General features: G+C 69.5%; 11 protein-coding genes. 3 read left to right on the plus strand and 8 right to left on the minus strand.

From position 1 onward, the window contains the following. Positions 1 to 128: 128 nt before the first annotated feature. The 4 genes from NS220_RS01675 to NS220_RS01690 all read right to left on the minus strand — a co-directional run bounded on the left by NS220_RS01675 (position 129) and on the right by NS220_RS01690 (position 5,031). Positions 129 to 1,652 (minus strand): amino acid permease, encoded by a 1,524-nt coding sequence (locus NS220_RS01675; protein ID WP_153004105.1) that lies wholly within the window; start codon positions 1,650 to 1,652, stop codon positions 129 to 131. A 72-nt stretch (positions 1,653 to 1,724) separates the two neighbouring features. Further along, positions 1,725 to 2,723, minus strand: a complete 999-nt coding sequence (gene corA, locus NS220_RS01680) for a magnesium/cobalt transporter CorA (protein ID WP_058622376.1) — start codon at positions 2,721 to 2,723, stop codon at positions 1,725 to 1,727. 120 nt (positions 2,724 to 2,843) lie between these two features. Then, positions 2,844 to 3,752: an EamA family transporter gene (locus NS220_RS01685; RefSeq protein WP_058622377.1), complete on the minus strand. Its 909-nt coding sequence runs from the start codon at positions 3,750 to 3,752 to the stop codon at positions 2,844 to 2,846. 7 nt (positions 3,753 to 3,759) lie between these two features. Further along, positions 3,760 to 5,031: a serine hydrolase domain-containing protein gene (locus NS220_RS01690; RefSeq protein WP_058622378.1), complete on the minus strand. Its 1,272-nt coding sequence runs from the start codon at positions 5,029 to 5,031 to the stop codon at positions 3,760 to 3,762. Positions 5,032 to 5,236: 205 nt separating this feature from the next. Between NS220_RS01690 and NS220_RS01695 the strand changes: the two genes are divergently transcribed. Next, entirely contained in the window at positions 5,237 to 5,890 is a 654-nt protein-coding gene (locus NS220_RS01695; RefSeq protein ID WP_058622379.1) for a heme oxygenase (biliverdin-producing), read from the plus strand. Here the strand turns inward: NS220_RS01695 and NS220_RS01700 are convergent. Together NS220_RS01700 and NS220_RS01705 are read right to left on the minus strand one after the other, a co-directional pair. Beyond that, positions 5,878 to 7,260, minus strand: a complete 1,383-nt coding sequence (locus NS220_RS01700) for an ATP-dependent DNA helicase (protein ID WP_058622380.1) — start codon at positions 7,258 to 7,260, stop codon at positions 5,878 to 5,880. The genes NS220_RS01695 and NS220_RS01700 overlap by 13 nt on opposite strands. A gap of 9 nt (positions 7,261 to 7,269) precedes the next feature. Further along, positions 7,270 to 7,704, minus strand: a complete 435-nt coding sequence (locus tag NS220_RS01705; RefSeq protein WP_058622381.1) for a MerR family transcriptional regulator — start codon at positions 7,702 to 7,704, stop codon at positions 7,270 to 7,272. 50 nt (positions 7,705 to 7,754) lie between these two features. Here NS220_RS01705 and NS220_RS01710 point away from each other — a divergent pair, with 50 nt between their 5' ends. After that, complete coding sequence (locus NS220_RS01710; RefSeq protein ID WP_058622382.1) at positions 7,755 to 8,606, plus strand: NAD(P)/FAD-dependent oxidoreductase; 852 nt, start codon at positions 7,755 to 7,757, stop codon at positions 8,604 to 8,606. A gap of 9 nt (positions 8,607 to 8,615) precedes the next feature. Next, entirely contained in the window at positions 8,616 to 9,701 is a 1,086-nt protein-coding gene (locus tag NS220_RS01715) for a hypothetical protein (RefSeq protein WP_058622383.1), read from the plus strand. Between the two features lie 26 nt (positions 9,702 to 9,727). Here NS220_RS01715 and NS220_RS01720 read toward each other — a convergent pair whose 3' ends face one another. Beyond that, positions 9,728 to 11,722 (minus strand): cytochrome c oxidase assembly protein, encoded by a 1,995-nt coding sequence (locus tag NS220_RS01720; protein WP_058622384.1) that lies wholly within the window; start codon positions 11,720 to 11,722, stop codon positions 9,728 to 9,730. A gap of 154 nt (positions 11,723 to 11,876) precedes the next feature. Continuing rightward, positions 11,877 to 12,164 (minus strand): HU family DNA-binding protein, encoded by a 288-nt coding sequence (locus NS220_RS01725; RefSeq protein ID WP_013584778.1) that lies wholly within the window; start codon positions 12,162 to 12,164, stop codon positions 11,877 to 11,879. Positions 12,165 to 12,328 lie beyond the last annotated feature (164 nt).

Here is a 12,328-nt window from a genome sequence, read left to right on the forward strand (position 1 = left end):
CGCCCGTTGAGTGTCCAAGACACGCCGTAACCGCCCCCGGCATAACGGCGTGTTCTGGACACTCAACGGTGGGGATGCCGGCATCCCCGGCCCGCGCGAGCCCGAGCGCCGCGCCCACCCCGCGCGGATCAGTCCTTCGTGCCGCGCGCCTTCTTCTCGCGCGGCTGCGGGAACGGGCTCGGCACCACGGGCACCGTGCCCGTGTAGCCCTCGCGCTCGGCGGCGAGCTCGGCGATGCGCTTCCGGCACGCGAACCATCCGGCCGTGACGAGCAGGCTCGCGACGATCGCGACGACGAGCGTCGCAGGCGAGTCGATGAACACCAGCACCAGCACGATCGCGAGGAAGATGAGCGTCGCGTAGCCCGTGTAGGGCGCCCAGAACAGGCGGAACTTCGGGCGGACCAGCTCTCCACGGTCGGCCAGGCGCTTGAACTTCATCTGGCAGAGCATGATGGTCGCCCAAGTGACCAGGATGCCGACGGCGGCGACGTTCAGCACCGTCTCGAACGCATCGCTCGGTGCCACGAAGTTGATCACGACACCGAAGAGGGCGACGAATGCGGTGATCGCGATGCCGCCGTAGGGCACGCCCGCCTTGTTCATGCGCGCCGCGAACTTCGGCGCGGAGCCCGCCACCGCCATCGAGCGCAGGATGCGGCCGGTGGAGTACAGCCCCGCGTTCAGCGACGACAGCGCCGCGGTGAGCACGACGAGGTTCATGATCACGTCGACGCCCGGCACCCCGATGGAGCCGAAGAAGGTCACGAACGGGCTCTCGTCCTTCGAGTACGCCGTGAACGGCAGCAGCAGGGCGAGCAGCAGGACGGAGCCGACGTAGAAGATCGCGACGCGGAAGATGACCGAGTTGATCGCGCGCGGCATGACCTTCTCGGGGTTCTTCGTCTCACCGGCCGCGGTTCCGACGAGCTCGATCGAGGCGTACGCGAAGACCACGCCCTGCATGAGGATGATCGCGGGCAGGATGCCGTTGGGGAAGAACCCGCCGTTGTCGGCGATGAGCGAGAACCCGGTGGGCGCGCCGGTCGGCGTGCCGAAGATCACGAAGTAGATGCCGACGAGCAGGAACGCGACCAGTGCGGCGACCTTGATCAGCGCGAACCAGAACTCCAGCTCGCCGAACACCTTCACCGACACCAGGTTGACCGCGAGCACGGTCACCAGGGCGGCGAGCGCCCAGACCCACTGCGGAACGGCACCGATCCACGGCACGTACTTGCCGAAGAAGTTCATGTAGAGCGCGGCGGCGGTGATGTCGACCATCGTCGTCGTCGCCCAGTTGATCCAGTAGAACCACCCCGAGACGAAGGCGGCCTTCTCGCCGAAGAACTCACGGGCGTACGAGACGAACGAGCCCGAGGTCGGTCGGTGCAGGACGAGCTCGCCGAGCGCTCGAAGGATGAAGAACGCGAAGAGCCCGCACACCGCGTACGAGATGACGATCGACGGGCCGGCTTGCGCCAGGCGCCCGCCCGCTCCGAGGAAGAGCCCCGTGCCGATGGCACCGCCGATGGCGATCATCTGCACCTGACGCGACGTCAGCCGCTTGTGGTACCCGGCGTCCTCGAGCTGAACGGTCGAGGTGTGGATCTGCTCGGCAGCGTCGCCGGAGCGGGGGGTGGAGTCAGTCACGTACCCATCATTCGTTTCACGCACCATCTGTCCAGCAAGCGCGCCGAGTGTCGGGATTCCGGATGCCGCCTGCTACAGCCACTTCTTGGCCTTGAACGTCAGCCAGAGGCCGGCGGACACGACCACCATCAGCACGAGGGCCATGGGGTAGCCGAACTCCCAGTCCAACTCGGGCATGTTCTTGAAGTTCATGCCGTAGATCCCGCCGATCAGCGAGGGGCCGAAGAGGATCGCCGCCCATCCCGAGATCTTCTTCACCTGCTCGTTCTGCTCGAGCGAGGTCTCGGTCTGCCGTTGCGTCACGAGCGTCGCGTTCACGGTGAGCGCGTTGTCGAGGATCGACCGCATCGACGTGAGCTTGTCGCACTGCCGCAGGACGTGGTCGAGCACGTCCCGCAGCGATCGCTGCAGCTCGATGTCGACCCCGTACTTCTCGGCTCCGCGCAGCAGCGCCTGCAGCATGTCGCGCAGCGGCTCCACCGCCCGCTGGAAGTGGATGACCTCGCGGGCGAGCTCGTAGATGCGCTGGGTCAGCTCGGTCCCCCCTGCTCCGAAGAGCTGGTCCTCGATCTCGTCGACGTCGTTCTGGAGCCCGCGGGCGACGGGGTCGTACTGGTCGACGACCTCGTCGAAGATCGCGTAGAGCACCGCTTCGGGGCCCCGGGCCAGCAGTTCGGGCTGTTCCTCCAGGCGGTGGCGCACGCGCGCGAGGTCGGGTACCTCGGCGTGCCGCACGGTGACGACGTAGTCCTGGCCGACGAACACGTGGAGTTCGCCGAACTCGACCGTCTCGGTCTCGTCGATGTACCGCGCGGGACGCAGCACCGCGAAGAGGTTCCCGCCGTACCGCTCGAGCTTGGCGCGCTGGTGCCCGGCGAGAGCGTCCTCCACGGCGAGGGGGTGCAACGAGAACTCCGCGGCGACGCGTTCGAGCTCTTCGGGCGAGGGCCGCAGCAGACCGATCCACGCCATCCCCCCGTGATCCTCCATGTACTCGAACGTCTGGTCGAGGCTGGCGGGGTTCTCGATGCGGTGGCCGTCGACGTACACGGCGCTATCGATGATGGGCATGTATCAGTTCTACGCCCCGCAGGTGGACGAACGATGACGTGGGCCGAGCGGGCCCGAGAGAGGGCGCTCTTGCGGACGAGATTCACAGCCGGGCCATAACGAACGACCTCGACGGCACCGTCAGCCGACGGGTTCGCTCAGGGGCTCGTCCGGAGCGGATCCCGGATGCCGCGCGCCCGGCGTGCGGCGGGAGGCGGCCGTCACCGCGCCGATGCTCGCCGCGATCACCAGGGCGATGCCGCCGACCTCGAGCCAGGAGAGGTGCTGGCCGAGGAGGAGGAATCCCGCGGTCGACGCGGTCGCCGGTCCCAGGCTCATGAGGATGGCGAAAGCGGACGCCGGCAGCCGCCGGAGCGCGACGAGTTCGAGGGCGTAGGGCACCGTCGACGACAGCACCGCGACCGCGGCCCCGAGAGCCAGGATGTCGAGGCGGAGCAGCATCGCGCCGGCTTGCACGATGCCCAGCGGGAGGGCGATCACGGCACCGATCGCCATGGCCAGGGCCAGGCCGTCCAGGCGCGGGAAGGCGCGCCCGACGCGCGCCGAGGCGAGGATGTAGAGCGCCCAACTCACCGCCGCGCCGAGGGCGAACAGCACTCCGAGCGGATCGAGTCGTTCCCACCCGCCGGCCCCGAGCGCCGCGACCCCGGCGAGGGCGAGGGCGGCCCAGATCCAGCGCGCCAGACCGGTGGCGGTGAGGATCGAGAGGGCCAGAGGGCCGAGGACCTCGATGGTCACGGTGACCCCGAGCGGCAGCCTCTCGAGGGCTAGATAGAACAGCCCGTTCATGGTCGCGAGGACGAGCCCGAACGCCACCACACCGCGCCAGTCCGCCGCCGAATGCCCGCGTACCCGCGGACGGGCGATGATCAGCAGCAACAGCGCCGAGAACAGCAGACGCAGCATGACGATGCCGAGCGGCCCCGTCTGCGGGAAGAGCATGACGGCGAAGGACGCGCCCACTTCTTGGCACGCCAGACCGACCAGGACCAGCGCCGCCGCCGACTGCGGGCCGCCGGGCGCCTTCATTCCCGGGTCACGAGGCGGGGACGGCGCAGATCGCGTTGCCGACGATGCCGTCGCGCATCTGCTGGGCCGTCCACGGCAGTCCGGCCTCGGGGGCGGTCTGCCCGGACGCGGCGGGGGCCTTCGAGGCGATCGCGGCGAGCTCCCAGGCGAGCCAGGCCGCCGTCTTCTGGTTGCCCGCGGAGTTGTTCAACACCACCGAGACGGTCATGCCCGTCTGAGGATCGGCGAACGAGCCCACCATGTATCCGGCCGTCGCACCGAACTGTCCGATGAGCGAGCCCGCCTGGTAGGCGCCTCCCGCCGCGGTGAACCACGTCGGATCGTCGGCGCTGACCGGCAGGGGCGACGAGAATCGGTCGTTCCCCGCGGGCAGCAGGGCACCCGCCGCGAGCGCCTGCGTATAGCGCCCGAGGTCGGTGATGTCGGTGACCGCGCCGGACGCGGCCCCGCCGAAGCTCGCCGAGAGCACGGTGACGTCCTGCGGTTGATCGCAGGTCCATCCGCCGTCGGGGTTCTGCTGCGAGCGGAACCCCTCGAGCGCCGACGAGGAGGGCGCGGCGGCGGTCGGCCCCGGCAGCGCCGTGCCGGAAAGCCCGAGCGGCTCGGTGACTCTCTCACGGATGAGATCCGACAGCGATTCTCCGGTCGCGCGCTCGACGGCGAGCCCGGCGATCAGGTAGTTGGTGTCCGAGTCGGCGAAGGCTGCCCCGGGAGCGTTGCGCCGCGGGCTGGAGATCCCGTAGGCGAGGAGCTCGCGCGCGTTCCACGCCCGGTCCGGGTTGTTCCCTTCGACGCCCTGGAGCACCGATGAGTACGACCCGAGTCCCGAGGTGCCGTTGCAGAGCATCCGGAGCGTGATGTCGTCGTAGCCGGGCAGGTTGCTGACCCATGTCGTGACCGGGTCGTCGAGCTTGACGGTGCCGTCGGCGGCGAGGTCGTAGAGGACGTCGCAGGTCATCGCGCCGGTCACATCGGCCGCGCGGAAGTCGAGGTCGGCGGTGACCTCGGCCCCGCCGGGCCCCTGCGTGCCGAGACCCGACACCCACGTCCCGCTCCAGGGCACCCAGACGCCCACGATCGCCCCGCTCGATCCGGTGGCGGCCATCGCCGTGGTCACGGCACCGCGCAGCTCGGTGACGGTCTGATCGGCCAACGGGGCGTCGACCTGTGCCGGGACGTTGACCGCGACCGTGCTCTCGGGGGTGCATCCGCTCAGGATGACGGCGAGGACACCCGCGCCGACGATCGCGGCCGCCGCAGATCGACGCCATGTCCGCATACCGAAACCCCCTGGAATCCGCGCGCGACGAAGCACGCGCTTCACGATTCAAACACACGCCACCTGGGGGAATCCGCCGCTTGCGCTCCGCGGGCGTCACGTCTCCATTACATCTCGGTCGAGAACGCGGCGCGTACCCGTCCCTGCGGGAAACCACAGGAAATCGGGGGTTAGGTTGGCCTAACCTTATGCGTAAGATGGCCCCATGAACGCCGTCGTCCCGTTCTCCGCCGCTCTTCGCGAGCGCGCCAGCAGCGCCCACTCCCCGCACGAGTGCGACGGCTTCATGGCGGACCTCCTGAACGGCACGGGCTCGCGCGACGACTACATCGCTCTCGTCGCGCAGCAGTGGTTCATCTACGAGGCGCTCGAGAGCGCGGCTCCGCGCATGCGGCACGACCCCGTGGCATCCGTTTTCCTCAGCGACAAGCTGACGCGCCTGCCCGCTCTGGAAGCCGACCTCACGTTCCTCCTCGGTCCGGACTGGCGCACCCAGATCACGGCGCTGCCCACGACGCAGGCGTACGTGTCGCGCATCCGTCGCGTCGCCGCCACCTGGCCCGGCGGCTTCGTCGCGCACCATTACACGCGGTACCTCGGCGACCTGTCCGGCGGACCGTTCATCGGCCGTCTCATGCAGCGGCGCTTCGGCTTCGACACGAACGGGATCGGGTTCTTCCTGTTCGGCGACATCGCCGACCCGCGGGCGTTCAAGAACGTCTATCGCGAGCAGTTGGACGCCGTGCCGTGGGACGACGACGAGAAGGCCCGCGTGATCGACGAGGTGCTGGTCGCCTACCGGTTCAACACCGAGCTGTTCGCAGACCTCGCGCGGGCGAAGGCGTCTCAGGTCGCCTGAGCCTCGTTGCCCTCTCGGCGACCGAGCCACGCCTGCTTCATGAAGCGACGGACGTCCTCGTCGACGCGGATGTCGCTCGGCCGGAGCGGTCGGGACAGATAGAGACCGTCGAGAGAGGTCAGCCGGCTGAGGGCGACATACGTCTGTCCGGGAGCGAACGCCCCCGCCCCGAGGTCGACGACCGCGCGATCGTACGTCTTGCCCTGCGACTTGTGGATCGTGACGGCCCACGCGAGCCGGAGGGGGAACTGCGTGAACTCCGCGACGATCTCGCGAGAGAGGTTCTTCGTACCCGGGTCGTACGCGTAGCGGTACCTCTCCCAGACAGCCGGCTCGACATCGTGCGCGATGCCGTCGACCTCGACGCGCACGCTGTCCCCGGCGATTCGCGTCACGGTGCCGATGGTGCCGTTGACCCAGCGCGGTGCCTCGCCGAACTGCGCCGCGTCGTTGCGGAGGAACATGACCTGCGCACCGACCTTCAGCGTGAGCTCCATCTCGGCCGGGTAGTTCGCCTCCCCGCGCCCGAAGTCGCCCGAGATCTCGGCGTTGGCCGTCTGCGTGCGACCGATGAGCTCGTCGAGGTGGCGACGGTTGATGCTGTTCACGCGGTCGTTGCGGGTGGCGAGCGTGATGATCGGATGCTCGCCGTCGGCCGGGTGCGGGGGCGTGCGGGCTCCGGCGGTGTTCAGGATGCCGGCCATCTCGGCCGTCACGCGTCCGTACCGCACCGCGTTCAGAAGCGTCTTGAAGCCCGGGTCGGACTGCCGGTGGATCTCGACGAGCTCGTTGACGTGAAGATCTGCCCCGTGACGCCCGATGTCGATGAGCCCGTCGCTCGCCGCCTCGCCCGACCACACCTTGGCGTCGAAGAACCAGAACGAGCGGTAGTGGTCGGCGATGTACCGCGCCTCGTCGCCCCGCGGGGGCACGGGGGCGAGCTGGTACGGATCGCCGAACATCACGATCTGGGTGCCGCCGAACGGCTCCGACCGCCGACCCCGGGCCTGCCGGAGGGAGCGGTCGATGGCATCCATGAGGTCGGCGTTGACCATCGAGATCTCGTCGATCACGAGCGTGTCGATTGCGTTGAGGATCTTGCGTGTGGCGTCGTTCTGGTCGATGTCGCCGTTCGCGATGAGGCCGATCGGCAGGCGGAACAGCGAGTGGATGGTCTGCCCCTCGACGTTGAGCGCCGCCACGCCCGTGGGTGCGCACACGGCGATCTGCTTCTGCGTGTTCCACGCGAGGTGCTGCAGGAGCGTCGACTTGCCGGTGCCGGCCCGGCCCGTGACGAACACGTGCTCCCGGGTGTCCTCGATCAACCGGAACAGCGCCTGCTGCTCGGCGGAAAGAGGCGGGGTGGTCACCGATTCATGCTAGTTCGCGGGGACTTCGCCCGTCGGCTCGGTGTGGATGAGCAGCCACCGCGCCTCCCCGGAGAGCACATCCGCGACGTGGCTGCGGAACCGCGGACACTGCGTGATGTCGTGCGATCGACAGCGCAGGGCGTGCTCGGTCATCGCCCGCGCCTGGGCGATGTCGGCGGCGCGCCGCTCGAGCTCGGCGATGTGCTCCTCGAGCACCCGATGCCGGTCCGGCGCGCCCTTGTCCAGCAGCACACGGATCTGCTCGAGCGACATGCCCGCCGCCTTGTTCCGCAGGATGATCGCGATCCGGACGCTGTCGTCGTCCGAGTAGCGGCGGCGGCCGGCGGCATCCCGTTCCGGATGCAACAGCCCCTCGTCCTCCCAGTAGCGCAGCACGTGCGTCTCGAGTCCGAATCGCGCCGCCGCATCTCCGATTGACTTCATGTCGACATGAAGTCACACGATGGTTCCGAACGCAAGCGAAGGAGTTCCCCATGTACGACGCGATCATCATCGGCGGCGGCCCCGCGGGCCTGCAGGCGGCTCTCACCCTCGGGCGGATGCACCGGCGCACGCTGCTCGTCGACTCCGGCGCGTACCGCAACGGCACCGTGCCGCATGCCCACAACCTGCTGACCAACGACGGCCGCGACCCGGCCGAGCTCCGCCGACTCGGACGCGCGGAGATCGCGGCGTACGACACCGTGGAGATCCGGGATGCCGCCGTCGACGCGGTCTCCGCGACCGACGGCGTCGTCGTGGTCACGGTCGACGGGGAGCCGGTGCATTCGACCGCGGTGATCCTCGCCACCGGGCTCGCGGACGAGCTGCCACCCATCCCCGGGATCGACGCCCACTGGGGCGACCGGGTCGCCAACTGCCCGTTCTGCCACGGCCACGAGTTCGCCGGTCAGCGGGTCGCGGTGCTCAACGGCACCGCGCACGCCGCGATGCTGGCCGCGATGCTCGAGCCGGTGGCATCCGAGGTCGTCGTGATCGATCCGGCCCGACTCACCGGGGTGGGCGACTCCCCCGCGGGTCTGCGCCTGACCCTCGATGACGGGACGACCGACGACGTGGCCGGGGCCTTCATCGCGCCGACGTCCACCCAGCGCGCGCCGTTCGCCGATCAGCTGGGCCTCGAGCGGCAGGAGTCGGGTGCCGTCCGCGTCGACCCGTTCGGACGCACGAGCGTCGAGGGCGTCTACGCCGTCGGCGACATGGCGCAGCCCGATCACTTCGCGGGGCCCATGGCGTCACTGGCGAACGCGATCGCCGCTGGCCAGCTCGCGGCCGTCGCCGTCGTGCAGGCGGACGCACAGGCGCGGGTGACGACCGCTTCCTAGACTGGGGGTGTGGACAACGCAGGCGGGGGCCCCGCGACGCCCGAGGGTGTCCGCTCCGCGCGCCCGCGGCTCGCGATCGAGCTCACCGCCCTGGGCGTGGTCGGGGTGCTGCTGTTCCTCGCGCTGGCCGCCGGTGCCGGCGCCCTGTACCGCGAGTTCTACAGTCCGAGCGCCTTCGTCCGGCACTACCTCGCGTTGCTCGAGGACCGTCGCACCGCGGAGGCCCTCGCTGTGCCCGGGGTCGCGATCGACGCCGCCGAGCTCGAGGCGGCGGGGCTGCCGTCGACCGCTTCCGAGGCTCTCCTGCGTCCCGATGCGCTGGGCGGCCTGAGCGACGCACAGGTGGTCGCCGAGCAGAGCGACGGCGACGTCACGCGCGTCAGCGTCACCTACCGCGCCGGGAGCTATGCGGGCCGGACGACGTTCGCGGTCACGAGCGACGGGAACGCCGGCCTGCTCCCCCGCTGGCGTTTCGCGACCAGCCCGCTCGCGGTCGTGGATCTGTCGGTACGCGGGTCCATGCGTTTCTCGGTCAACGGCTTCGAGATCGACAAGCGGCAGGTCTCGCTCGACAGCGCGGATGCCGACCCCTCCGCCGCCGTCCCCCTCCTGGTGTTCTCACCCGGCCTGTACTCGGTGTCGGTCGACACCCCGATCTCGGCGACCCCCGGGGTGGCCGTGCTGGCAGACGCCCCGCTGACCGGTATCCCCGTCGACGTGCAGGCCCAGCCGACCGACGAGTTCGTCTCGGTGGTGCAGCAACGCGTCGAGGACTTCCTCACCACCTGCGCCGAACAGAAGGTCCTCCAACCGACCGGGTGCCCTTTCGGCTACACGGTCCGCAACCGCATCGAGGGGGCGCCGTCGTGGTCGATCGCCCAGCAGCCGAAGGTGACAGTCGTCCCCGACGGGGCGGGGTGGCGCATCCCCACCACCGACGCGGTCGCGCACATCGATGTCGCCATCCGCTCGATCTTCGACGGCTCCGTCCGCACCGTCGACGAGGACGTCCCTTTCGCCGTCGACGGCAAGATCACGGTGCTCCCCGACGGCACGGCATCCATCCTCGTCAGCGGGAGCGCCCGCGCCGATTGAGGTCGACGCGTCTTCGCGGGCGCGTCTCAGCCCCGACGAGCCGCGTCGCGCTCGGCCACGCGCGCATCGCGCGCCGCGAGTCGCGCGAGCTCCTCGTTGTAGGCGTCGAGCTCGAGGTCGCCGACACGGTCGACGTGCCGGTCGCGTCGGCGCTGCTGGCGTTCGTCGCTGCGGCTCCACTGGATCGCCACGGCGATGGCGAGGATCAGGGTCGGGATCTCCCCGACCGACCACGCCACACCACCACCGACGTATTGGTCTTCCAGCGGCGTCGCTCCCCAGGTGCGCCCCATCGCTCCGAACCACTCGGCCACCATCAGGCCGGAGTTCATCATGATCGCGATGCCGAAGAACGCGTGCATCGCCATGATCGCGATGAGAACGAGGAGGCGCATCGGGTAGGGGAGGCGATACGGCACCGGGTCGATCCCGATGAGGCTCAGCACGAACAGGTAGCCCGTGACGAGGAAGTGGGCGACCATCCAGATGTGGCCGAGGTGGTCGTACAGCGACCACCGGAAGAGGTCGGTGTAGTAGAACGCCCAGAGCGAGCCGATGAACAGTCCCGCCGCCACGTAGGGGTTCGTGAGCACCTTCGCGATCGGATTGTGCACGGCCCAGAGGATCCACTCGCGTCCGCCGCGCGTCCCGTCGTCACGCTTGCGGATCGCGCGGGCGGCGAGGGTCACGGGGGCGCCCGATACGAGCATCAGCGGGATCGCCATCGACAGCAGCATGTGCCCGATCATGTGCATGCTGAACAGGTAGTCCTGGTAGACGTTCACCGGACCCGAGGTGATCCAGAACACCGCGAGCATGCCGAGGCACCACAGCACCGTACGGTAGATCGGCCAACCGTCGCCACGGCGGTGCAGACGCCACACACCGGCGAGGTAGAAGAAGAGCCCGAACGCCACCACGAACGCCCACAGCAGATCGATGTCCCAGCTGGTGAACCAGCGCTCGATCGTCAGCTCGGGCGGCAGGGGGGATCCGGTGAGGATCTCCGCCGGCGTCTGCCCGACCAGCGGTGGGGCGATCGGCGGCGGCGTGCGGGCGAGGGCCGCCGCCGCCCCGCTCGCGATGCCCATGAACACCAGCTCGAGCACGATGATCGCCCAGAAGCGCCGCGAGCCCTGCTCGTCCGCCATGCGGGCGATGAGCCGGCGGCGGTACCACGCACCCAGGACCCCCATCGCGAGGAGCGCGCCGACTTTGACGAGGACCAGGATGCCGTAGGGCGAGAACAGGTTCTCCCACCCCAGCAGTCCGATCGAGGCGCGCACCGTCCCCGAGACGGCCACGACGACGAACGCCGCGAGCGCGATGGAGGAATAGCGCAGGAGGACGGTCTGCAACTGGGTCCGCGACATCGCCGGGCGCACGACGACCAGCAGCACGAGGCCGCCCAGCCACACCGCGGCGGCGACGATGTGCAGCACCAGGGACGTCACGGCCGCCGTGTGGCTGGCCTCCGTCCCGGCATGGCCCTGCGTCCCCATCGGCACGAGGGCGGCGAGCGCCAGGATCGCGACGATCATGGTCGGCACCCACGAGCGGACGGCGAACGTCAGCACCGTGAGCACCGCGCCGGCGATCGTGGTGATCAACCATGCGGGGCCGATCTCGCTCTCGACGAGGAACCGTCCGAGCTGTTGTCCGAAGAGCGGATCGAGGGTCGGTTTGGCGTTGATGATGTTGAGGAACGTCAGGTACCCGGTCGCCGCGGAGGCGACCGTGAAGATCGCCGCGCCGATCGAGGCGGTGTCGAGCGCCAACTCGAACGGGCGCTCCCCCGCTTCGAGGGCGAACAGCGCCAGCACGAGGGAGCCGACCATCGTGGCCGCCGACAGATTGACCACGAGGGTCGCGAGCGGAAGGCCCCACCGCACGACGGGGCCGGGGTCGGCGAGCAGGGGCTGGGCGGCGCCGCCGCCGTACGCCAGTCCCACGACGACGGCGATGAGCGAGACCACGACGAGGATGACGGGTCCCGCCACGCGGAGGGCACGGGCGTTCACCCACCCAGACTACGTCGGGGAACACCCGGGAGGACGCCCCGGCCTCTCGACCCGCACGACGTCGAACCACGTCGACATCGCGCAGAAGGCGCGCCCGTGAAACGGACAGAGGGGGATGCCTCGGCATCCCCCTCTGTCGCGGTACGGCGTCGTCTTACTTGACGGCTGCCTTGAGCTTCGAGCCCGCGGTGACCTTGACGCGCTTGCCGGCGGGGATCGAGATCTCCTCACCGGTCTGCGGGTTGCGACCCGTGCGAGCGGACGTGGCGACCTGCTCGAAGGCGATCCAGCCGGGGATCGACACCTTGCTGCCCTTGGCGACCGCCTCGGAGACGGTGGAGAAGAGGGAGTCGAGCACGCCCGACACGGCGGACTGGCTCTGCCCGGTCGCGCTGGCGATGCTCGCGACGAGCTCGGTCTTGGTGATGGACTTGTCAGCCATGTGGTTGTCCTCCAGGCGACGATGCCGTCGCCTCTCGTTACATCGGACGAGGAGGAATTCTCCTCGGTGGTCGGGAGACCGCCTCGACAGTATCAACCGAACCGCGGAATTACGGGGATTTTGGGACATTTCCCCCGCGAAGCACCCGGCGTGTCGCAACAAAC

It is taken from the genome of Microbacterium testaceum (genome assembly GCF_001476655.1).
In the GTDB taxonomy this organism is placed as follows: domain Bacteria; phylum Actinomycetota; class Actinomycetes; order Actinomycetales; family Microbacteriaceae; genus Microbacterium; species Microbacterium testaceum_C.